The 21913-nt window shown below is 69.8% G+C and carries 21 protein-coding genes and 5 tRNA genes; 14 read left to right on the top strand and 12 right to left on the bottom strand.

The genetic code is table 11. The annotated features are described in order from the left end of the window. Positions 1 to 63: 63 nt before the first annotated feature. From ACWGJM_RS18055 to ACWGJM_RS18020, 8 genes are all read right to left on the bottom strand, one after another. Positions 64 to 645 carry a GTP-binding protein gene (locus ACWGJM_RS18055; RefSeq protein WP_361447334.1) on the bottom strand — a complete coding sequence of 194 codons (582 nt, stop codon included), beginning with the start codon at positions 643 to 645 and terminating at the stop codon, positions 64 to 66. Then, positions 626 to 1195 carry a DUF742 domain-containing protein gene (locus ACWGJM_RS18050; protein WP_453412647.1) on the bottom strand — a complete coding sequence of 190 codons (570 nt, stop codon included), beginning with the start codon at positions 1193 to 1195 and terminating at the stop codon, positions 626 to 628. Before ACWGJM_RS18050 ends, ACWGJM_RS18055 begins: the two co-directional genes overlap by 20 nt. Positions 1196 to 1291: 96 nt before the next feature. After that, positions 1292 to 1705 carry a roadblock/LC7 domain-containing protein gene (locus ACWGJM_RS18045; protein ID WP_037625176.1) on the bottom strand — a complete coding sequence of 138 codons (414 nt, stop codon included), beginning with the start codon at positions 1703 to 1705 and terminating at the stop codon, positions 1292 to 1294. Positions 1706 to 1715: 10 nt separating this feature from the next. After that, the gene (locus ACWGJM_RS18040; RefSeq protein ID WP_453412646.1) at positions 1716 to 5012 is read right to left on the bottom strand and encodes a sensor histidine kinase; all 3297 of its coding nucleotides are present in this window, start codon (positions 5010 to 5012) and stop codon (positions 1716 to 1718) included. A gap of 378 nt (positions 5013 to 5390) precedes the next feature. Continuing rightward, on the bottom strand, positions 5391 to 5966 hold the full coding sequence (locus tag ACWGJM_RS18035; protein WP_030793795.1) for a GTP-binding protein: 576 nt from the start codon (positions 5964 to 5966) through the stop codon (positions 5391 to 5393). After that, on the bottom strand, positions 5947 to 6345 hold the full coding sequence (locus ACWGJM_RS18030; protein WP_019058642.1) for a DUF742 domain-containing protein: 399 nt from the start codon (positions 6343 to 6345) through the stop codon (positions 5947 to 5949). Before ACWGJM_RS18030 ends, ACWGJM_RS18035 begins: the two co-directional genes overlap by 20 nt. A gap of 111 nt (positions 6346 to 6456) precedes the next feature. Beyond that, positions 6457 to 6870: a roadblock/LC7 domain-containing protein gene (locus ACWGJM_RS18025; RefSeq protein ID WP_121890767.1), complete on the bottom strand. Its 414-nt coding sequence runs from the start codon at positions 6868 to 6870 to the stop codon at positions 6457 to 6459. A gap of 9 nt (positions 6871 to 6879) precedes the next feature. After that, positions 6880 to 10692 carry a sensor histidine kinase gene (locus tag ACWGJM_RS18020; RefSeq protein ID WP_453412645.1) on the bottom strand — a complete coding sequence of 1271 codons (3813 nt, stop codon included), beginning with the start codon at positions 10690 to 10692 and terminating at the stop codon, positions 6880 to 6882. 562 nt (positions 10693 to 11254) lie between these two features. On the opposite strand from ACWGJM_RS18020, the gene ACWGJM_RS18015 reads away from it, so the two are divergent. The 9 genes from ACWGJM_RS18015 (at position 11255) to ACWGJM_RS17975 (ending at position 15311) form a co-directional block, all read left to right on the top strand. Further along, positions 11255 to 11443 carry a hypothetical protein gene (locus tag ACWGJM_RS18015; RefSeq protein WP_453412644.1) on the top strand — a complete coding sequence of 63 codons (189 nt, stop codon included), beginning with the start codon at positions 11255 to 11257 and terminating at the stop codon, positions 11441 to 11443. A gap of 169 nt (positions 11444 to 11612) precedes the next feature. Next, positions 11613 to 12398, top strand: a complete 786-nt coding sequence (locus ACWGJM_RS18010; protein WP_453412643.1) for a fumarylacetoacetate hydrolase family protein — start codon at positions 11613 to 11615, stop codon at positions 12396 to 12398. After that, positions 12391 to 13914, top strand: coding sequence for a glutamate--tRNA ligase (gltX, locus tag ACWGJM_RS18005; protein ID WP_453412642.1), 1524 nt, complete (start codon positions 12391 to 12393; stop codon positions 13912 to 13914). Before ACWGJM_RS18010 ends, gltX begins: the two co-directional genes overlap by 8 nt. Before the next feature lie 94 nt (positions 13915 to 14008). Continuing rightward, positions 14009 to 14740 (top strand): HAD family hydrolase, encoded by a 732-nt coding sequence (locus ACWGJM_RS18000; protein ID WP_453412641.1) that lies wholly within the window; start codon positions 14009 to 14011, stop codon positions 14738 to 14740. Between the two features lie 91 nt (positions 14741 to 14831). Next, positions 14832 to 14903 (top strand) — tRNA-Gln (locus tag ACWGJM_RS17995). 39 nt (positions 14904 to 14942) lie between these two features. After that, positions 14943 to 15015: transfer RNA gene (locus tag ACWGJM_RS17990), tRNA-Glu, on the top strand. 29 nt (positions 15016 to 15044) lie between these two features. After that, a tRNA-Glu gene (locus ACWGJM_RS17985) sits at positions 15045 to 15117 on the top strand. A gap of 21 nt (positions 15118 to 15138) precedes the next feature. Next, positions 15139 to 15210, top strand: a tRNA-Gln gene (locus ACWGJM_RS17980). 28 nt (positions 15211 to 15238) lie between these two features. Then, a tRNA-Glu gene (locus ACWGJM_RS17975) sits at positions 15239 to 15311 on the top strand. A gap of 52 nt (positions 15312 to 15363) precedes the next feature. Here ACWGJM_RS17975 and ACWGJM_RS17970 read toward each other — a convergent pair. Continuing rightward, positions 15364 to 16008, bottom strand: a complete 645-nt coding sequence (locus tag ACWGJM_RS17970; RefSeq protein WP_453412640.1) for a MerR family transcriptional regulator — start codon at positions 16006 to 16008, stop codon at positions 15364 to 15366. A 79-nt stretch (positions 16009 to 16087) separates the two neighbouring features. Here ACWGJM_RS17970 and ACWGJM_RS17965 point away from each other — a divergent pair, with 79 nt between their 5' ends. After that, complete coding sequence (locus ACWGJM_RS17965; RefSeq protein WP_453412639.1) at positions 16088 to 16612, top strand: DUF4188 domain-containing protein; 525 nt, start codon at positions 16088 to 16090, stop codon at positions 16610 to 16612. A 78-nt stretch (positions 16613 to 16690) separates the two neighbouring features. Here the strand turns inward: ACWGJM_RS17965 and ndgR are convergent, their stop codons facing one another. Continuing rightward, positions 16691 to 17407, bottom strand: coding sequence for an IclR family transcriptional regulator NdgR (ndgR, locus tag ACWGJM_RS17960; RefSeq protein WP_009320373.1), 717 nt, complete (start codon positions 17405 to 17407; stop codon positions 16691 to 16693). 188 nt (positions 17408 to 17595) lie between these two features. Between ndgR and leuC the strand changes: the two genes are divergently transcribed. From leuC to ACWGJM_RS17940, 4 genes are all read left to right on the top strand, one after another. Next, positions 17596 to 19023, top strand: a complete 1428-nt coding sequence (gene leuC, locus ACWGJM_RS17955; protein ID WP_453412638.1) for a 3-isopropylmalate dehydratase large subunit — start codon at positions 17596 to 17598, stop codon at positions 19021 to 19023. 6 nt (positions 19024 to 19029) lie between these two features. Beyond that, a complete protein-coding gene (gene leuD / locus ACWGJM_RS17950) occupies positions 19030 to 19623 on the top strand; it encodes a 3-isopropylmalate dehydratase small subunit (RefSeq protein WP_453412637.1) in 594 nt (197 codons plus the stop codon). Positions 19624 to 19883: 260 nt separating this feature from the next. Beyond that, complete coding sequence (locus tag ACWGJM_RS17945; protein WP_453412636.1) at positions 19884 to 20114, top strand: SCO5555 family protein; 231 nt, start codon at positions 19884 to 19886, stop codon at positions 20112 to 20114. A 138-nt stretch (positions 20115 to 20252) separates the two neighbouring features. Then, on the top strand, positions 20253 to 20900 hold the full coding sequence (locus ACWGJM_RS17940) for an HU family DNA-binding protein (protein ID WP_453412635.1): 648 nt from the start codon (positions 20253 to 20255) through the stop codon (positions 20898 to 20900). A 93-nt stretch (positions 20901 to 20993) separates the two neighbouring features. Here the strand turns inward: ACWGJM_RS17940 and ACWGJM_RS17935 are convergent, their stop codons facing one another. Together ACWGJM_RS17935 and cofC are read right to left on the bottom strand one after the other, a co-directional pair. Beyond that, on the bottom strand, positions 20994 to 21218 hold the full coding sequence (locus tag ACWGJM_RS17935; RefSeq protein WP_453412634.1) for a hypothetical protein: 225 nt from the start codon (positions 21216 to 21218) through the stop codon (positions 20994 to 20996). Positions 21219 to 21227: 9 nt separating this feature from the next. Then, positions 21228 to 21866 carry a 2-phospho-L-lactate guanylyltransferase gene (gene cofC / locus ACWGJM_RS17930; protein ID WP_453412633.1) on the bottom strand — a complete coding sequence of 213 codons (639 nt, stop codon included), beginning with the start codon at positions 21864 to 21866 and terminating at the stop codon, positions 21228 to 21230. Between the last annotated feature and the right edge of the window lie 47 nt (positions 21867 to 21913).

Here is a 21913-nt window from a genome sequence, read left to right as displayed (position 1 = left end):
GTGCCATATGGATGGGCGGGCCCTCCCAGCCGGGAGGGCCCGCCCATCCATATGGCGTAACGGCTAGCGGAGCCGTGCCATCAGCGCGTGCTCCACGAGAGTGATCAGCGCCGACTTGGCGTCCGAGCGGTGGCGGGCGTCGGTCGTGATGATCGGGGTGTCGGGGCCGATCTGGAGCGCCTCGCGGACCTCGTCCGGGTTGTACGGCTGGTTGCCGTCGAAGCCGTTGAGGGCGATGACGAAGGGGAGACCCGAGTTCTCGAAGTAGTCGACCGCGGGGAAGCAGTCGGCGAGACGGCGGGTGTCGACCAGGACGATCGCGCCGATGGCGCCGCGGACCAGGTCGTCCCACATGAACCAGAAGCGGTCCTGACCGGGGGTGCCGAACAGGTACAGGATCAGGTCCTGGTCAAGGGTGATACGGCCGAAGTCCATGGCGACCGTGGTGGTCTTCTTGTCCCCGGTGTGGGTGAGGTCGTCGATGCCTGCTGAAGCGGACGTCATGACGGCCTCTGTGCGCAGCGGGTTGATCTCCGAGACGGCGCCGACGAACGTGGTCTTGCCCACGCCGAAGCCGCCCGCCACCACGATCTTCGCGGAGGTGGTGGAGCGGGAAGGACCGCCGCTAGAGCTTGCGAAGTCCACTGAGCACCCTTTCGAGCAGTGTCACGTCTGGCTGGCCACCGGCGTTCTCGTCGCCGCCGGGCTGATGGATGGCGACCAGGCCCGCCTCCGCCAAGTCGGCGACGAGGATCCTGGCCACGCCGAGAGGGATTGTCAGGAGGGCCGAGATCTCGGCTACCGACTTGATCTCACGGCAGAGGTTGCAGATCCGCTGATGCTCGGGCAACTGGCCCTGCATCTGGTGCGGCTGCGCGGTGGTGTGCACCAGTGCCTCGATGGCGAGCTGGTACCGCGGGCGCGTCCGGCCGCCGGTCATGGCGTACGGGCGCACCAAGGGGTTGTTCGACGCCCCGGCGGGTGCCGGCTCAGGGCGACGCTGCGGCTGCACCGGCTGGATGCGCGGCGCGGACGGCTGGTCGTACGGCGACGGGCCGGGGCCCTGTGGCGCGTACGGCTGCCGGTGGCTGGGGGCGGAGGGGAAGTTGTACCGGTTCGCGGATCCGTCGCCCTGGCCCTGGGCAGGGCCGTACGACCAGTTGCCCGAATGGGAACCGCCTGGGGGTGTTGCCACTTTCTCTCCTCCTCCGACCGTGCCGGGCACCCATCCTTGTGGAGCCGCGTCCCGAAACCTTACGGCCCCGGGACGCCAAAACGCACCGTCTGATAGCTAGTTGAGAAGGCTTCCCTGGAGTTCCGCACGCAGATCCGGGGTAAGAACCGTGCCTGCGCGATCCACCAGGAGCGCCATTTCGTACCCGATGAGGCCGATGTCCGCCTCCGGGTGTGCCAGGACCGCCAGCGAGGAACCGTCGGAAATGGACATGAGGAACAGGAATCCCCGCTCCATCTCCACAACCGTCTGATTCACGTGGCCGCCCTCGAAGATCCGGGAGGCGCCTGCCGTCAGAGACGTCAGACCGGAGGCGACGGCCGCGAGCTGGTCGGCGCGGTCGCGGGGGAAGCCTTCGGACATCGCCAGAAGGAGTCCGTCGGCGGAGACCACCACCGTGTGGGACACCCCCGGGGTGTTGTCCACGAAGTTGGTGATCAACCAGTTCAGGTTCTGTGCCGCCTGGCTCATCGGGCTCACACTAACGCTCCTGGTTGTAGGTGCTGTCAGGACCGAAGCCCTGGCCGTTCGTTTCACTGCCTGCGTTGCGCCCACGCTGGACGCCTCGACGCAGGTTGCTCAGCCTGCCCCGGACGTCCTCCGGGGCGCGGGAGACCTGTGGGCCTCCCTGGGGGGTGCTCTCGGCGGCGCCCTCGACCAGGTTGGCCTTGGGTACCCGCCGCGGCAGACCGGAGGAGGTGACCCCGCCTGCCTTGGGCTTCCGGAGCTGCGAGGCCTGCTGCCACCGCTGGTCGTTCTGTGAACGCCAGTCGCCGCCGCCGTCGCTCTCCTGTGCGGGAGCCGACGCTTCCCGGCTCGTGTGCCGCGCACCGTTCGAGCCGTTCGATCCGCTCGCGATGGTTCCGCGGCGGGGCAGCCCGGCGTCGGTCAGCGTGTGGCCGGCGGGGGAGGTCGGTCCCGGACGGTCGAAGCCTACGCGGTCCCGCTCGTTCACGTCACCGGCCTGCGCGGATTCCGCTTCCGGAGCGTACTGGGCCGGGTACCCGTTCTGGTAACCGTCCCGCTGGGGCCAGTCGTCCTGGTAGGGCTTCTCATCGTAGGCCGGGTAGGACTCGGACGCGGCGGCGTGCGCGGCCGCGTGCTCCTCCTGGACCGGCTCCGCATACGCGGGCTCCGGGTAGCCGCCGGCCGACGAGAAGCCGTCGTTCTGTGGCCGGCCGCCGTTCGGCGCGTAGTACTGCTCGTCGTACGCGGGCTGCTGCGGCTCGTCGTAGGCCGTCTGCTGCTGCTCGGCGTAGGACGCCTGCTGCTGCTCCTGGTACGCCTGCTGCGGGTCGTAGGCCGCGGGCTGCTCCTGGTAGCCGGTACGGCTGCCGTCGTAGCGCTGGGCATCGAACTCGTCGGCGTACGTGGGCGTCGCGGGCGCCTCGGGGGCCTCCCGGGAGGCCTCGAGCTCCTGCGGGCCGTTCTGGGCCTCCAGGGCCGCGCGGCGCTCCTCGCGCATCAGCGAGCGGCCGACGGGGTCCAGGTCCCGGATGTCGTCGGGGACATCCACGTAGCGGCTGTCGTCGAAGCCGAGCTCGGCCGCCGTGCGCATCGGCTGGAGCTGCTGCTGCTGCGGGTTGAAGTTCTCGCCCTGGAACTGCTGCTCGGGGATGATCTGGGAGACCGTGAACTCGTCGCGGTCCAGTGCCTGCTCGCCGCCACCGCCGTGCGTGATCGCGTCCGGCAGCATGACCAGCGAGGTCGTACCGGCCTGCTCGCCGGAGGGGCGCAGCTGGACGCGGATGCCGTGCCGGTCGGACAGCCGGCCGACCACGAACAGGCCCATGCGCTGGGAGATCGCGGCGTCCACGGTCGGCGGGTTGGCCAGCTTGTGGTTGATGTCCGCGAAGTCCTCGGCCGTCAGGCCGATGCCCTTGTCGTGGATCTCGATCATGATGCGGCCGTCGGGGAGACGGGTCGCGGTGACGCGGACCTTGGTCTGCGGCGAGGAGAACGTGGTGGCGTTCTCCAGGAGCTCGGCGAGCAGGTGCACGAGGTCTGTCACGGCGCGGCCGTGGATCTCGGCCTCCGGGACGCCGGAGAGCTCGATGCGCTCGTACTGCTCCACCTCGGAGGAGGCGGCGCGCAGGACGTCGACCAGCGGGACCGGCTGGTCCCAGCGGCGGCCGGGCTCCTCGCCGGCCAGGACCAGGAGGTTCTCGCCGTTGCGGCGCATACGGGTCGCGAGGTGGTCCAGCTTGAAGAGGTTCTCCAGCTGGTCCGGGTCGGCCTCGTTGTTCTCCAGGTCGGTGATGAGGCTCAGCTGGCCCTCGATCAGCGACTGGTTGCGGCGCGAGAGGTTGGTGAAGATCGCGTTGATGTTGCCCCGCAGCAGGGCCTGCTCGGCGGCGAGCCGGACGGCCTCGCGGTGGACCTGGTCGAAGGCCCGGGCGACCTCGCCGATCTCGTCCCGGGTGGTGATCGGGATGGGCGCGACGCGGGTGTCGACCCGGCCGGGGTCGGTACGGGAGAGCTGATCGACCAGCATCGGCAGGCGCTGCTCGGCGATGCCGAAGGCGGCGTTGCGCAGCTGGCGCATCGAGCGGCTCATCTGCCGGGCCACCATGCCGGCCAGGATGAACGCGGCGAGCAGGGCGACCACGACCGCGACACCGGTGATGATCGCGGAGGTCTTGGCGTCGTCGGCGATGCCGGAGGCCTCGTTCACCGCCTTGTCGGCAAGGTTCGACTCGATCTGGCGGTAGGCGTTGAACTTCAGGGTGTTGACCGCCCACCAGTTCTCCGCGGTGATGCCCTTCTGGGCGAGCCCGGCGCGCGTGGTGGTGCTGGTGTCCTCGAGGTTCGCCAGGGCGGAGACCATCTTGCTCGGGTCGGACGGCGGCGGCACGTAGTTCGGGTCCTTGGCCTTGGCCGCCTCGGCCATCGCCGCACCGTCGGTCTTGAGCTTCTTCTCGGCCACGGTCAGCTTCTGCGCGTCGGCCTCGGTGCCACCGCCGACGTACTCCTCGACGGCGATCCGCTCCAGGTAGGCGTACGAGGAGAGCGAGACACGCTGGGTGGCGAGGTTGCCGGCGTCGGGGCCGGGGTTGATCAGCAGGTGCATGCCGATCGAGCGCTCCAGCGACAGCGCCGCCTTGGTCAGCGAGATGGCGTAGACGGTACGGCCGTAGGAGGTGATGTTGCCGGTGCCCAGACCGAGCTCGTTGGCGAACTCCATCAGAGGGTGGGAGATCTCGACGTAACCCTCTTCGGTCTGCACGCCGGTCAGCTTGCTCGTGAAGGCGGCCACCCGCAGCGTCTGCAACTTGGGCTCGGCCTCGCGGAACAGCTTCAGCCGGCGCACCAGGCCGGACTTGTTCGGCATGTTCTGCGCGGCCTGGTCGAAGGCGTCGGCGGCTTTGTCGGTGGTGGCGCGGATCGAGGTGACGGCCGCCTTGTCCTGCGCGGTCTGCCCCTTGCCTTTCAGCAGGTGCGCGGCGGTGCTGTCACGCTCGTTCTCGAGGGAGTCGGCGTAGGCGAGGGAGGCGCGCACCAGGCGGGCGGTGTTCTCCGCGTCCTGGGCCTCCTGCCAGGTGTCGATCGAGGCCTTCACCTGGAAGCCGCCCATGACGAGGCCGACGACCACGGGTATGAGCAGGATCGCGTTCAGGCGGGTCGGTACCCGCCAGTTGCGTGGGGAGAATCGGCCGCCGCTCTTGGCGGGGGCGGCCGCTGGTTCCGTAGCGGGCACAGGGGTGGGCGCCGCAGCGCGCGGCGGCGGGGTGAAGTTGCCCCGCGCCGACGGCTCGGGACCGTTCTTGCTTCGCCTCACTCGACCAACAACCTCTCGGCGGCGGGCACCTACGTCGTGCCGCAGTCTCTCAGAACCCGGTGTGTCATAGACCACTAGGGAGTACGTCTTTGACTATTGGGCAGTTCAGGCATTCCAGCACGTGGGCCTGCGCAGTTCCAAACAGTGGAAACCTCTGATTGGGAGTGATGTAAGCCCCAGATAAAACGGTCATAAAGAGCGAGCCCCGCCAAAATGCGGGGCGTTTGTGAGCGCAGCGATACCGTCCGACCGCGACGCGTGGCGATACCACCCGATTCCTCTGCCGAAACGTTATGAACACCGGAGCCGACCGTGTCAAAGGCCACAGTCGGCTCCGGTGTGTTTACGGCAACTGCCGTACGGCACTCCCGATTTGATCTACCTCAGCCGTGCCATCAGGGCGTGTTCCACCAGCGTGATCAGCGCACTCTTGGCATCGGAGCGGTGCCGGGCGTCCGTGGTGATGATCGGGGTGTCCGGTCCGATCTGGAGCGCCTCGCGTACTTCCTCGGGCTGGTAGGGCTGCTGCCCGTCGAAGCCGTTGAGCGCCACGACGAACGGCAGGCCGCTGTTCTCGAAGTAGTCCACGGCCGGGAAGCAGTCGGCCAGGCGCCGGGTGTCCACGAGCACGACCGCACCGATGGCACCGCGGACCAGGTCGTCCCACATGAACCAGAAACGGTCCTGGCCCGGCGTACCGAACAGGTAAAGGATCAGGTCCTGGTCGAGCGTGATGCGGCCGAAGTCCATGGCGACCGTGGTGGTCGTCTTGTCCCCGGTGTGGGTGAGGTCGTCGATGCCCGCGCTCGCGGACGTCATCACGGCCTCCGTGCGCAGCGGGTTGATCTCCGAGACGGCGCCGACGAACGTGGTCTTGCCCACGCCGAAGCCACCCGCCACCACGATCTTCGCGGAGGTGGTCGCCCGGCCCCCGTCAGAGCTTGCGAAGTCCACTGAGCACCCTTTCGAGCAGCGTCACATCCGGTGCGCCGCCGTTGTTCTCATCGCCGCCCGGCTGGTGGATGGCCACCAGGCCGGCCTCGGCGAGGTCCGCCACGAGGATCCGCGCCACACCCAGGGGCATGGCGAGCAGCGCCGAGACCTCGGCGACCGACTTCACCTCGCGGCACAGATGGCAGATCCGCTGGTGCTCCGGGAGCAGCCCCATGAGCGCTGCCGGGTCGGCCGTGGTGCTGATCAGCGCCTCGATGGCGAGCTGGTAGCGCGGCCGGGTCCGGCCACCGGTCATCGCGTACGGACGTACCAGCGGCTGATCGCCCTCGTCCCCGTACGGCTCGGCGTACGGATCATGAGAGGCGGTGGGCGGGGTCATGAATCCTCCGGGCGGGACAGCAAGTCGGTCGGGCAAGCCGTCTGACGGGGCCGGTGGGGGGATTGTGGCGGCCGGACGGTGATTTGGTGATGTGGGTGGTACCGGAGCCGATCAGTGAAGCAGACTGCCCTGTAGTTCGGCGCGCAGGTCGGGCGTGAGCACCGCGCCCGCGCGGTCGACGAGCAGCGCCATCTCGTAGCCGACGAGGCCGATGTCGCACTCGGGGTGGGCCAGGACCGCGAGGGACGACCCGTCCGAGATGGACATGAGGAAGAGGAAGCCGCGCTCCATCTCGACGACCGTCTGCGCCACGTCGCCGCCCTCGAAGATCCGGGAGGCCCCGGCAGTCAGCGAGGTGAGCCCGGACGCGACGGCCGCCAGCTGGTCGGCGCGGTCACGCGGGAAGCCTTCGGACATCGCCAGAAGGAGACCGTCGGCGGACACGACGACGGTGTGGGACACCCCGGGGGTGTTGTCCACGAAGTTGGTGATCAACCAGTTGAGGTTCTGTGCCGCCTGGCTCATCGGGCTCAACTAACGCTCCTGCTGGTGAGTGGGGCTCGGGAAGCTGCCGGTCTGACCGTTGCCGGCCTGACGACCCTGCGCGATACCCCGACGGAGATTGGTCAGCCGGCCGCGTACGTCGTCAGGCGCACGCGAGACCTGCGGACCGGTTTGGTGCTGTTGCTGCTGAGCCGTGCCCGGGACGAGGTTGGCCCGGGGCACCCGGCGCGGCAGGCCGGAAGTGGTGACGCCGCCCGCAGCGGGCTGCCGGACGCGCTCTGCCTGCCGGACGAGTTCGTCGTTCGGCGAGGTGCGCCAGGAGCTGGTGGCGGGACGCTGTGCCGCCGCGGCGGCGGGAGCGGGAGTCTGCGGCTGCTGCGGGACGGAAGCCTGCGGCTGCTGCGGGGCGGGAGCCGGAGCCGAGCCGTTGCTCTGCTGGGGCTCCTGCTGTCCACCCTGACCGCCGCCCTGGCCACCGCGGAACCAGTTGGTCTCCAGGGTGTCGTACAGCGGTGTACGACCGTCCCCCGGACCGCTGGCCGGCGGCAGGGCCTCGGGCTCCCGCCGGACCGGACGCTGCTGTTGCGGGGCCGGCGGACGCGGCGCGCCGTAGTCGGCGCCCCGGCCGTCCGTCTGCGGCCGCTCGAACTGGCCGGTGCCGGAGCCGTTGTGGCGGCCGGGCAGGGAGTGCTGCCCGGTGGTGGACCCACCGTCGAAGTTCGGGGTGGCGAACTGGCCGGTGGAGTTGTTGTCGTAGCCCGGCGCGGCGAACTGGCCGGTGGAGCCGGCGTCGTAGGCCTGCGGGGCGGCGAACTGGCCCGTGCCGGAGCCGTCCGGCTGCCCGGCGGGGGTGCCGAACACGTCGGAGCGGACGAACGAGCCCGTGTTCTGGGAGCCGTTGACGCCGTTCAGGTCCGGGCGGGGGTACTCGCCCGTGGCGGCCGGACCCTGCCGGTCGTCGATCCGGGGCATCTCAGCGGTCGCACCGGGACCCTGCCGGTCGTCGATGCGCGGCATCCGCGAGGTGTGCGCCGGGTCCTGCTCGTCGTGGCCGCGCGGGGCGTCCAGCGAGGCACGCGACACCGGCGGCCGGCCGGTCTCGTCGCCCCAGTTCGGCGTGCGCTGCTGCGGGTTGCCGCCGGGCAGCTCGGCCCGCGGTCCGCCGCGCGGCGGGAGCTGGGGCTGGCGGCCCTGGTCGGAGGCGTTGTTGCTGGTGTTGCCGTTGTCGCCGCGCTGCGGGGGTACGGGGCCGCGGTTGCCGAAGGCGTTCTGCTGCGGGGCGCCCGGGCCCGCGGCCTGGAGGCCCTGCGGGGCGCCCGGGGCCTGACCGCCGAAGCCGCCCGCACCCGCACCGGCCGGCGCCGGCCGGCCCTGCTGCTGCGGTCCACGCGGTGCGAGTCCGCCGAGCCCACCGGGACGGCCGCCCTGACCCGCGCCGGGCAGCGCCGCCCGCGGACCCTGACCCGCACCGACCTGGCCACGCGCGCCGGGACCGGCACCCAGGCGTCCGCCGCCCGAGGGCGCGCCTCCGCCGAGGGCGCCGCCGGGCGCACCCGCGCCGAGCGAACCGCCGTTGCCCTGGCCGTTGTTGTTGCGGCGCGCCGCGGCCGCACCGGCGGCGGCCTGCGCGGCGGCCGGACCGCCGGAGGACGCACCGGGCTTGCCGGGAGCGGGCTTCTTGCCGCCCTGGGCGACGTCCACGGGGAGCATGACCAGCGCGGTCGTGCCACCGGAGTCGGACGGGCGGAGCTGGATGCGGATGCCGTGCCGCTGGGACAGCCGGCCGACCACGAACAGACCCATGCGGCGGGACACCGAGACGTCCACGGTGGGCGGCGAGGCGAGCCGCTCGTTGATCGCCGCGAGGTCCTCGGGGGAGAGGCCGATACCGGTGTCGTGGATCTCGATCAGGACGCGCCCGTCGGGCAGCGCGTGACCGGTGACCTTGACCTTGGTCTGCGGCGACGAGAAGGAGGTCGCGTTCTCGAGCAGCTCGGCGAGCAGGTGCACGAGGTCGTTGACGACGCGGCCGGCGACCTCGGTGGTCGGCACCGCGGCCAGCTCGATGCGCTCGTACTGCTCCACCTCGGACGCGGCGGCGCGGAGCACGTCGACCAGCGGGACCGGGCGGGTCCAGCGGCGGCCGGGCTCTTCACCGGCGAGGACGAGGAGGTTTTCGCCGTTACGGCGCATACGGGTCGCGAGGTGGTCCAGCTTGAACAGCGAGGACAGCTGGTCCGGGTCGGCCTCGCGGGACTCCAGTTCGGAGATCAGCGACAGCTGACGCTGGATGAGGCCCTGGGAGCGGCGCGAGAGGTTGGTGAACATCGCGTTGACGTTGCCCCGCAGCAGGGCCTGCTCGGCGGCGAGGCGGACCGCCTCGCGGTGCACGTCGTCGAAGGCCGCGGCCACCTGGCCGATCTCGTCCTTGGAGTGCACACCGACCGACTCCACGGACGTGTCGACGTCCTGCGGGTCGGACTCGGACAGCTGCTTGACCAGCTCGGGCAGGCGGTCCTGGGCGACCTTGGTGGCGGTCTCCTGGAGGCGGCGCAGGGAGCGGATCATGGAGCGGGCCACGACGAAGGCGCCGACCAGGGAGACGCCGAGCACCAGCAGGATCAGCGCACCGGAGATGATCGCCTCGCGCTCCGAGGCGGAGCGCAGCTCGCGGGCCTTCTGCTCCATGTCCTCGAGCAGCGTGTGCTCGATCTTCTTCATCTGCTCGATCTTGGTCGTGCTCTCGTCGACCCAGTCGCGGTAGGACCGCTTCTGAAGCTCGGCGAGTCCGTCGGCGCTGCTCAGGGCGCGGTTGGCGTAGGTGTCCGCGGACTCGATGGTCGCGTTGCCCTCGTCGATGGGCTTCAGGAGTTCCTCGGCGTCCTGGTCCGAGTAGATCTTCCTGAAGATGGTGAGCTCGGACTCCTCGCTGCTCTGCGCCGACTGCGCGTAGAGCCGGTCGTTGTCGGAGAGGTGACCGGAGGTGGTGGTGGTCTCGGGGAGGGCCGCGGCGATGACGGCACGCTGCACGGACGCGTACTCCTTGGCGGTGGAGAACGCCGCCAGGGCACGGGTGCGCGAGATCATCTCGGGGTTGCTGGACGCCTCCGCCATGTCCTGCGAGAGGTCGATCAGCTGGGTGATCAGGCGGTGGTAGGACTCGACCGTCTGCGTGGAGTTGTTCTTGGACTGGTACGCGGCCTTGCGGATCTTGGCCAGGTCGTCCAGCTGGCCGGCGATGCCGACGAGGGCGTCACGGACGCCCTGGAGCTGGCCGTTCTTGCTGGCCTCGTCGATCTCCTCCGAGGCGTCCTCGAAGTTCGCCTTGGCGTCGTCGGTCTTCTGCCACAAGCCCTTGACCGTGTAGTCGCTGGTGGTGCTGGCGCCGTGCGCCAGCGGACCCGCGGACTGGTCGCGCTCGTCCTGGAGCGCCTTGGCAAGCTCGGTGGCCTGCTTGGTCATCTCCGTCAGCAGCTTCATGTTGTCGAGCTGCTGGATGTCGTCGACGTTCTGGCTGATGCGCAGCGCGCCCAGCGAGGTCGCGGCGACCACGGGGAGCGCGAGCAGCGACACCAGGCGCGTGGAGATGCGCCAGTTGCGCAGGGCTATGCGCGAACCGGGCCCCGTCGGGCCGCCGGCGGGCTTGACCGCGGGAGCGGGGCTCGCGGGCCCCGCAGGTGCCGACGCGCCGGCGCGCCCGGGGCGCTGACCGCCGTCACCGGACGGGGCCGGGCCCGGGTTCTGGGCGTGCTGGGGCGAGGAGCTGCCATTGCTGGGGGCAGTCCCGCCATGCGGCTCCGGCTCGGCCGAAGCACTGCCATCCCTCTTGAAACGTCCCTGCACTAGCGTCGCAACCTCTGGACCAGGCACCCCTCCGCGTGAACGGAAGGACACGGTGTCGGCGTTGTGGGGAACGCCCTGAAAACGCCCCCCTGGGTGGTCTTGAGTGACCGGCGCTGGCTCCCCCTGTCTCGCCGCCACTCGGCGCTGCGTCGCGCCCCCTGTGCGCCGGCTCGATCCTGCGGCGGTCCGTGAGATTCCAGCACAGTGCAGGATCTCCAACAAGGGCCGGAGCCGAGCTGTGACCTCCGTGACAGAATGTGAGTGACGCATTACGAGCCGTGGAAGTCGTTCTCGTGCAAAACGGACTTATTCCAGCGAGTCGCCGGGATAGCGTCGGTGTCCCAGTCGCCATGATCAGGAGCGGAATGGTGGCTTCAGGGGGTCAATGTCCGTTTCGGCGGTTTCCGTTGCAGGCCGGAATTGACCGGATTGTCTCCACAGTCGTGAGCAAACTCACAGACTGATCACGAGTACTTCGCGAGTCCGCCGGGGAATCGCGTGTTTAGCCTGACGCTTTACAAATACGGCAACAACGACAACGAGAACAGGGCGTACGACAACCGTGAAAACGACGATGATGTTCCGCACCATAGCCAACCCGCGGCGCACGACTCTGGCGCACCTCGAGGACGCCGACGAACTGCAGACCGTGGAGCAGCCGGAGCACTCCGTCGAACTGCCGGCCCAGACCGCCAACCCCAGGCGCACCATCCTCACCGAGGTCCCGGTCGGAGCCTCCGTCGCGGAGTAGTACGCACCCCGGCCGCCGGACGCTCAGCCGCGGCCGCACGAAACTCAGGGCGCCCCGCCACCAGGGGCGCCCTTCGTCATGCGCGAGGTCCCGGGCCTCTTCCGCGTTAGCCTGGAGCGTCAGACTCCAGCCGGCTCGGTCACCGAAACTTAAGGGGCGCAAGGATCCCGTGCGCATCGCCAGATTCTCCATCGACGGGAACGTCGCCTTCGGCGCGGTCGAGGGCGACAAGCAGGACGAACTCGTCCTCGACATCATCAAGGGCATCCCGTTCGCGGACTACGAGCTCTCCGGCACGAAGGTTCCGGTCAGCAAGGTCAGGCTGCTGCCGCCGGTGCTCCCCAACAAGGTCGTGGCCTTCGGCCGCAACTACGCCGAGCACGCCCGCGAACTCGGCAACGAGGTACCCGACGCCCCGTTCGCCTTCTTCAAGCCCTCCACCTCGGTGGTCGGCCCCGGCGACGACATCCAGTACCCGCCCTTCTCCCAGGAACTGCACCACGAGGCCGAGCTGGCCGTGGTCATCGGCCGCATGTGCCGCGAAGTGCCCCGCGAGCGCGTCCAGGACGTGATCTTCGGCTACACCTGCGCCAACGACGTCACCGCCCGCGACGTCCAGAAGCGGGAGAAGCAATGGGCCCGGGCCAAGGGCTTCGACACCTCCTGCCCGCTCGGCCCCTGGGTCGAGACCGACCTGGACCTCGCCACCGCGTCCGACCTGACCGTCCAGCTCACGGTCAACGGCGAACAGCGCCAGCTGGGCCGGACGTCCGAGATGATCCACTCCATCGAGGACCTGATCGTCAACATCTCCGAGGCCATGACGCTGCTCCCCGGCGACGTGATCCTCACCGGCACCCCGGCAGGGGTCGGCCCCCTGAACGTCGGCGACGAGGTCGCCGTCACCATCGAAGGCATCGGCACTCTCACCAACAAGGTTGTCAAGCGTGGCTAGCGCACCCTCCCCCAAGCCCTCGGCTTCGCTCGAGCAGGGGGCACTCCCGTCCCCCGTTCGCGTCCGTTTCTGCCCCTCGCCCACCGGTAACCCCCACGTGGGCCTGGTCCGCACCGCCCTGTTCAACTGGGCGTTCGCCCGGCACCATCAGGGCACTCTGGTCTTCCGCATCGAGGACACCGACGCCGCCCGCGACTCCGAGGAGTCCTACAACCAGCTGCTCGACTCGATGCGCTGGCTGGGCTTCGACTGGGACGAGGGCCCCGAGGTCGGCGGCCCGCACGCGCCGTACCGCCAGTCGCAGCGCATGGACCTCTACAAGGACGTCGCCGCCAAGCTCCTCGACGCCGGCCACGCCTACCACTGCTACTGCTCCCAGGAGGAGCTGGACAGCCGCCGCGAGGCCGCCCGCGCCGCCGGCAAGCCCTCCGGCTACGACGGCCACTGCCGCGACCTGAGCGCCGAGCAGGTCGAGGAGTACAAGGCCCAGGGCCGTACGCCTATCGTCCGCTTCCGCATGCCCGACGAGACGATCACCTTCACCGACCTGGTCCGCGGCGAGCTGACGTTCACGCCCGAGAACGTCCCGGACTACGGCATCGTCCGCGCGAACGGTGCCCCGCTGTACACGCTGGTCAACCCGGTCGACGACGCCCTGATGGAGATCACCCACGTCCTGCGCGGCGAGGACCTGCTCTCCTCCACCCCGCGCCAGATCGCCCTGTACAAGGCGCTGATCGAGCTGGGCATCGCCAAGCAGACCCCGGCCTTCGGTCACCTGCCGTACGTGATGGGCGAGGGCAACAAGAAGCTCTCCAAGCGCGACCCGCAGGCGTCCCTCAACCTCTACCGGGAGCGCGGTTTCCTCCCCGAGGGCCTGCTCAACTACCTCTCCCTGCTCGGCTGGTCGCTCTCGGCCGACCAGGACATCTTCACGATCGACGAGATGGTTGCGGCCTTCGACATCAAGGACGTGAACCCCAACCCGGCCCGCTTCGACCTGAAGAAGGCCGAGGCGGTCAACGCCGACCACATCCGCCTGCTGGATGTGAAGGACTTCACGGAGCGCTGCCGCCCGTGGCTCCAGCCGCCGTTCGCCCCCTGGGCGCCGGAGGACTTCGACGAGGCGAAGTGGCAGGCGATCGCCCCGCACGCGCAGACCCGCCTCAAGGTCCTGTCGGAGATCACCGACAACGTCGACTTCCTCTTCCTCTCCGAGCCGGTCTTCGACGATGCGAGCTGGGCGAAGGCGATGAAGGAGGGCTCCGACGCCCTGCTCCGCACGGCCCGCGAGAAGCTCGAGTCGGCCGACTGGGCCTCGGCGGAGTCCCTGAAGGAGGCCGTCCTGGCCGCCGGCGAGGCCCACGGCCTCAAGCTCGGCAAGGCCCAGGCCCCCGTCCGCGTGGCCGTCACCGGCCGCACGGTGGGCCTGCCCCTCTTCGAGTCCCTGGAGGTGCTGGGCAAGGAGAAGACGCTGGCCCGCATCGACGCGGCCCTGGCCAAGCTGGCCGCGTAACCGCGTACCCGTGAGGGGCGGTACCCGAAGTTCCGGGTCCCGCCCCTCGGCGCATTCCGGCCCATGCACCTCGCCCCCGGGTTACCGTCGGGGCATGAGCATCCGCGCCGTGGTCTGGGACGTCGACGACACCCTCTTCGACTACACGACCGCGGACCGCACCGGTATGCGGGACCATCTCGCCGCCGAGGGGCTGCTCGTCGGGTACGCGAGCCCGGAGGAGGCCGTCGTGCGGTGGCGGGAGATCACCGAGCGGCAGTGGGCCCGCTTCGCGGCCGGGGAGCTCTCGTTCGAGGCGCAGCGCCGGGAGCGCGTACGGGTCTTCCTCGGCCAGGAGCTGACCGACGCCGAGGCCGATGCCTGGTTCCGGCGTTACGTCGCTCACTACGAGGCCGCCTGGGCCCTCTTCCCGGACGTGCTGCCCGTCCTCGACGCCCTCGCCGCCACCCACCGGCACGCGGTGCTGTCCAACTCGAGCATCCACGTCCAGGAGCGCAAGCTGCGCACCCTGGGGGTGCGCGACCGTTTCGAGGCCGTCCTGTGCGCCGCCGAGCTCGGTGTCTCCAAACCGGAGGCCCGGGCGTTCCTCGCGGCCTGCGAGGCGCTCGGCCTGCCTCCGCACGAGGTGGCGTACGTCGGCGACCACCCGGAGATCGACGGCCGCGGTGCGGCGGAGGCGGGGCTGCGGTCCGTGTGGATCGACCGCGCCGGTGCGTGGGCCGGCGGTGACGGCCCCGTCGGACGCCACCGGATCGAGTCCCTCGCCGAACTACCCGCGCTGCTCGCTCCGGATAGTCGTTTTGGAGCCCCGTCCACCTTCAGGTAATGTTCTTCCTGCGCCGCCGGGGAGCGGGCCGAAAGGCCGGAACCCGGGGGAGCGAACTAGAACGAGATCCCCTCAAGGGCTTGCGTTCCAGTGGCCTATGGTGTAATTGGCAGCACGACTGATTCTGGTTCAGTTAGTCTTGGTTCGAGTCCAGGTAGGCCAGCTCGCGGAGCTCATCCGCACCGCGGAACAGATCCGCAAAGCCCCCGTTGTGTAGCGGCCTAGCACGCTGCCCTCTCAAGGCAGTAGCGCCGGTTCGAATCCGGTCGGGGGTACTGATCCTGATCCTGTCGGGATCGCTAGGGCCCCCGTTGTGTAGCGGCCTAGCACGCCGCCCTCTCAAGGCGGTAGCGCCGGTTCGAATCCGGTCGGGGGTACTGACTGGTCTAAACCATCATTGGTCTATGGTGTAATTGGCAGCACGACTGATTCTGGTTCAGTTAGTCTTGGTTCGAGTCCAGGTAGACCAGCACGGATCTGCGGAAACGTAAGATCCTCGCCCCCGTTGTGTAGCGGCCTAGCACGCCGCCCTCTCAAGGCGGTAGCGCCGGTTCGAATCCGGTCGGGGGTACGACATGAAGGCTCCTCGCTTCGGCGAGGAGCCTTCGTCTTTTCCGATTGGCTCACTCGAAGCCGTAACGCCGTGCCGACTCCTCCTCCTGGGCCAGCCGGTGCAGGGCTCGCAGCACCGGCTCGTTGAGGATCGCCCCCAGAACCGCGGTTTCCGCCTTCTCCGCCTCCGACGGATGGGTCTCCACGAAATCCAGGTCGAGCACGGCCGCCTGATGCATCAACCGGCCGTAGGGCGCGAGCAGTTCAGCTCCCCAGTCGTAGCCGAGCCGCCGGAACGCGGCCACGCCGACCACCAGTGAGCGGTAGGCGGGGGAGATGGTGGTCAGCGCCTTCGCGTTCGTCCAGCCCAGGGTCTCCAGCAACTCGCCCACCTCCCGGTGCGCGGCCCGGACGTACTCGTCGTCCTCGTCCGGCTCCGGCACCTGCGGCAACGCCCACAGTGCCGCGCCCAGGCGGATCGTCCGGCCCAGCGAGTCGTCGTCGACGTGCCCGAGCACTTCCCGGACCGTTGCCACCGGCAGTCGGCCCACCTGGATCATCGCGCGCACCAGACGGAGTCTGCGCAGGTGCTCGTCGTCGTATTCGGCCGTGGTCGTGTTGACCTGGCGGCCCGCCGGCAACAGCCCTTCGCGCAGGTAGTACTTGATCGTCGCGGTGGACACACCGCTGCGTCTGCTCAACTCGGCGAGCCGCATGTCTTGCGCTCCTTCTTGGATAACGGCACTATCCAAGCACGAGGACTTGGATAGCACTGCTCACCGACGAGGGGGAGTCATGCTCCGGAAACGGGTCATCCCGGGTCGCACCACCGCGGACGCCGGGGGAGATGTGGTCGTCCTGCTGATCGGCATGCGGATCAACCACTTCCGGGGGGTGCACCACTGGCTCCCGGTGTTCCTGGCGATGCCGCGCATGCTCCGCGAACTGCGGAAGGAGCCCGGGCGCGGCCTGCTCGGCCATGTGCTGCTGACGGCCTCGCCACGGACGTACTACGTCGTCCAGTACTGGGAGTCCAAGGAGAAGCTCTACGCGTACGCGAGCTCTCCCGACATGTTCCACCACCGGGCCTGGTCGATCATCAACCGCAAGGAGAAGGCGGGCAAGAGCCGGCGGCACGTGGGGCTGTGGCACGAGACCTACGTCGCGTCCGAGGGGGCGTACGAGTCGATCTATGCGGACATGCCGGCGTTCGGGCTCGCCGCCGCCCACGGGCAGGTGCCGCTGGAGCGGCGGGGGAGGCGGGCGAAGGACCGGTTCGCGCACCGGTCGGAGGAGGTGACGGCGTCGCGGGACTCGTGAGACAGGTGAGACCGGTGGGGTCGGGCCTGCCGCGGCGTTGAGGCGGGCCCGAGCCGTCCGGTCACCTGTCGCGGGCGGTCAGCCCGAGCGGCGCAGGGCCTCGGAGAGGCGGGCGGCGGCGTCGATGACCGCCTGGGCGTGCATACGGCCGGGGTGGCGCGTCAGGCGCTCGATGGGGCCGGAGACGGACACCGCGGCCACCACGCGGTTGGAGGGGCCGCGCACGGGCGCGGAGACGGAGGCCACGCCGGGCTCGCGCTCACCGATGGACTGGGCCCAGCCGCGCCGCCGTACGCCGGACAGGGCCGTCGCCGTGAAGCGGGCGCCCTGGAGGCCGCGGTGCAGGCGCTCGGGCTCCTCCCAGGCCATCAGGATCTGCGCCGAGGAGCCGGCCTTCATGGTCAGCGTGGAGCCGACCGGGACCGTGTCCCGCAGGCCGGACAGGCGTTCCGCCGCGGCCACGCAGATGCGCATGTCACCCTGGCGACGGTAGAGCTGCGCGCTCTCCCCGGTGACGTCCCTGAGATGCGTGAGCACCGGGCCCGCCGTGGCCAGCAGGCGGTCCTCGCCCGCCGCCGCGGCCAGCTCGGCCAGACGCGGTCCGAGAATGAAACGGCCCTGCATGTCGCGCGCCACCATGCGGTGGTGTTCCAATGCCACGGCCAGCCGGTGGGCCGTGGGTCGTGCCAGTCCGGTGGCCCCGACCAGACCCGCGAGGGTGGCCGGACCGGACTCCAGAGCGCTCAGGACGAGGGCTGCCTTGTCCAGAACGCCGACGCCGCTACTGTTGTCCATGCAACGATACTCGCGTCTCACTCTGTGAAACGCAAGTTCAATTTTCCGTGGACTGCGACACCCTTGAACACACAACGGCCCGCGGACCAACGGGCCCGGCGGCGGACGCCCGTATCTGGGGCGCGGGCAGCTGCCTCCTCAAGATCTCTAGTTGGGCCGGCGCACCTTTGCCGGCCGGAGGGAAAGCGATGGGTAGGACACTCGCGGAGAAGGTCTGGGACGACCACGTCGTCCGGCGCGCCGAGGGCGAGCCCGACCTCCTCTTCATCGATCTGCACCTTCTGCACGAGGTGACCAGCCCGCAGGCCTTCGACGGCCTCAGGCAGAACGGCCGCCAGGTGCGCCGCCTCGACCTCACCATCGCGACCGAGGACCACAACACCCCCACCCTCGACATCGACAAGCCCATCGCGGACCCGATCTCCCGCGCCCAGCTGGAGACGCTGCGCAAGAACTGCGCCGAGTTCGGCGTCCGGCTGCACCCGCTGGGCGACGTCGAGCAGGGCGTCGTGCACGTCGTCGGCCCGCAGCTCGGCCTGACCCAGCCCGGCACCACGGTCGTCTGCGGCGACTCGCACACCTCCACGCACGGCGCCTTCGGCGCGCTGGCGTTCGGCATCGGCACCTCCCAGGTCGAGCACGTGCTGGCCACCCAGACGCTGCCGCTGGCCCGCCCCAAGACCATGGCGATCACGGTCGACGGCGAGCTGCCCGAGGGCGTGACGGCCAAGGACCTGATCCTGGCGATCATCGCCAAGATCGGTACGGGTGGCGGCCAGGGCTACATCCTGGAGTACCGCGGCTCCGCCATCGAGAAGCTCTCGATGGAGGCCCGGATGACCATCTGCAACATGTCGATCGAGGCCGGCGCCCGCGCGGGCATGATCGCCCCGGACGAGACCACCTTCGAGTACCTCAAGGGCCGCCCGCACGCCCCCGAGGGCGTGGACTGGGACGCGGCCGTCGCGTACTGGAAGACGCTGAGGACCGACGAGGACGCCGAGTTCGACGCCGAGGTCGTCATCAACGCCGGCGAACTGTCGCCGTTCGTCACCTGGGGCACCAACCCCGGCCAGGGCGCGCCGCTTTCGGCGTCCGTCCCCGACCCCGCTTCGTACGAAGACGCTTCGGAGCGCTTCGCCGCCGAAAAGGCCCTGGAATACATGGGGTTGGAGGCCGGTCAGCCGCTGCGCTCCATCAAGGTGGACACCGTCTTCGTAGGTTCCTGCACCAACGGCCGCATCGAGGACCTGCGGGCCGCCGCCGATCTCCTCCGGAGCCGCAAAGTCGCCGACGGCGTACGGATGCTGGTCGTCCCCGGCTCCGCGCGGGTCGGTCTCCAGGCCGTCTCCGAGGGCCTGGACGTGGTCTTCAAGGAGGCCGGCGCCGAGTGGCGGCACGCGGGCTGCTCGATGTGTCTGGGCATGAACCCCGACCAGCTCGCCCCGGGTGAGCGCTCCGCCTCCACCTCCAACCGCAACTTCGAGGGCAGGCAGGGCAAGGGTGGCCGTACACACCTGGTGTCGCCGCAGGTCGCGGCCGCGACGGCCGTCCTGGGCCACCTGGCGTCCCCCGCCGACCTGTCCGCCGACACCCCCGCGCCCGCTGGAGTCTGATCAGTCATGGAAGCATTCACCTCGCACACCGGCCGGGCCGTCCCGCTGCGCCGCAGCAACGTCGACACCGACCAGATCATCCCTGCTCACTGGCTCAAGAAGGTGACGCGGGACGGGTTCGAGGACGGGCTGTTCGAGGCCTGGCGCAAGGACCCGGAGTTCGTGCTCAACCGCCCCGAGCGGCAGGGTGCGACCGTCCTGGTGGCCGGCCCCGACTTCGGTACCGGCTCCTCCCGTGAGCACGCCGTCTGGGCGCTCCAGAACTACGGCTTCAAGACGGTGATCTCCTCCCGCTTCGCCGACATCTTCCGCGGCAACTCGCTGAAGAACGGCCTGCTCACGGTGGTCCTGGACCAGAAGGTCGTGGACGCGCTGTGGGAGCTGACCGAGCAGGACCCCACTGCTGTGGTCACTGTGGACCTTGAGGCGCGTGAGGTGCGCGCTGAGGGCATCACCGCCTCGTTCGACCTGGACGAGAACTCCCGCTGGCGGCTGCTGAACGGACTGGACGACATCTCCATCACGCTCCAGAACGAGGCCGACATCGCCGAGTACGAGGCCAAGCGCCCGTCGTACAAGCCGCGGACGCTTCAGGTCTGAACCAACTGAAGAGGTCGACTTTCGGCCACTGCGACACCTCGGCTGTACCCCCGATCACCACGATTGGGGGTACAGCCGTTTCTGCACCCGAACGGCCCCGCACCGCTCGGACCCGGCAGCCAACTTCCCACGTTAAGAAGGTGGTTGCCGGGGTACGCGTCTTGTGGGACCGAGGCCTCCGGGCGAGCCAGGAAGCCCTTCCGGGGCGGTAGTTGCACCCTGGGCAGGCGACAACTCGCCCCAGATGGCACAATCTGTGCATGGAACACGACGGCCAACTCGAGCTCTATGCGGCGGTCGCGGACCGACTCAAGGAAGCGCACTCAAGGGTGCGCGCACTGCAAGTCCCGGAGGGCGTACGGATGGCGCTGACCCGGAAGCTGCTGGTCATTACGGCCGCGGCCAAGCACGATCTCGCCGACGCGGCAAGGCGGCTCGATCGGTTCACCGCGGACCTCGACGCGGGGCGCATCCCCGAAGAGGGCCGCTGAACAAGATCAGAACTCGCCGAGTCCGTTGCGGCACAAGGGTGATTAGCCCGTTTCGTGTTTGATTTGCGGTATATATCTGCCTAACGTGCGAAAAAGCTTGAACACTTTCGTTCTGGCGATGTCTCCGAAGGGGAAGACGTGAACAAGGCGCAGCTCGTAGAAGCGATTGCCGACAAGATGGGTGGTCGCCAGCAGGCCGCCGATGCTGTCGACGCGGTCCTGGACGCCATCGTTCGAGCGGTGGTCGGCGGAGACCGGGTCTCGGTCACCGGCTTCGGGTCCTTCGAGAAGGTGGACCGCCCCGCCCGCTACGCCCGCAACCCCCAGACGGGCGAGCGGGTTCGTGTCAAGAAGACCTCTGTGCCGCGCTTCCGTGCCGGTCAGGGCTTCAAGGACCTGGTGAGCGGCTCGAAGAAGCTGCCGCGCGGGGGCGAGGTGGCCGTCAAGAAGGCCCCGAAGGGCAGCCTGTCCGGCCCGCCGCCCACCATCTCCAAGGCGGTCGGCAAGAAGGCCGCCGCCAAGAAGGCGACGGGTGCGGCGAAGAAGACCACGGCGAGGAAGACGACGGCTGCCGCGAAGAAGACCACGGCCGCCGCCAAGAAGACCACCGCGAAGAAGACGACCGCCAAGACCACCGCGGCCGCCAAGAAGACGACGGGCACCAAGGCCGCCGCCAAGAAGACCACGGCCAAGAGCGCACCGGCCAAGAAGGCCACGGCCAAGAAGGCCCCGGCCAAGAAGTCGTCCGCGCGCAAGACCACCGCCAAGAAGGCCACCGCCCGCTGAGGCGCAAGGGCGAAGGGCACTCACACGCCGGGCCGGACTCCCCTCGGGAGCCCGGCCCGCGGCGCGTTTCCCGGACGTTCAGAAGGTCTGGAGTCAGAAGGTCTGAAGCGTCACCAGGGTGATCCGCAGGGCCGCTCCCGAGCCCTCCGGCGACTTCACCGCCGGCTCCGTCTCGATCCGCACCCGCTGCCCGGGCCGCAGCAGCCGCAGCCCGCCAGCGTCGAACGCCGGCGCCTCGAAGGCCACCGGGGTGCCGTCGTCGAGAAGTACCTGCCCGCTGCGGGTCTCGGGGTCGTACGTGTACGCGGTCGCCTGCATACCGGCAGCCTACTGCCCCGGAATCAGCAGCCGCGCGGTCACCGCCGCTGTGCGCGGGCCCACTCCGAGGGCCAGGGCCGCCCGCAGGTCCTCGCCGGTGTCCACGTCCTGGCGTACCGAATCCACCGCGTCGAGCAGGAGTTCCGCGGCGCCGGAGGCGCGGTGCCGGACGCGGGAATCGGCGCCGAAAGCCGGAGACAATTCCCGGCCGGGGGCTGCGGCCAGCAGGGTGGTGCCGACCCCGGCCGCGTCGGGGAGAAAAGCGCGCGGGAATTCCGCCGCCGCCGACAGGACCCGGGACAATTCCAGCGGCCGCAGGGCCGGCAGATCGGCGTTCACGGCCGCGAGCGGGCTTTCCGGACGCGATGCCCGTACGACGGCGGCGGCGTGCGCCAGAGCGGCGTTGAGGCCGCCGCCCGGCTCGTCGGAGACGATCTGGGCGCCCAGCGCGGCCAGCTCACGGCCGGCCAGGGCGTCGTCGGTGACGACCGCCACATCCGCCACCGCGGGGCAGGCGAGCGCGGCGGCCACCGTGTCCTGGGCGAACGCGAGGGCCAGCCCCGGGCGCAGCCCGTCGGCGGCGGTGTTCGCCAGCCTGCTCTTGGCCCGCTCCAGGGGCTTGAGGGGTATGACCAAGGTCCACTGCACCGACGTACCGTCCCTTACTCGTTGCGCCCATTGTCCCCCTGGGCTTC

Source organism: Streptomyces sp. NPDC054834 (assembly GCF_053611185.1).
This window is presented reverse-complemented; position numbering and strand designations above follow the sequence as displayed.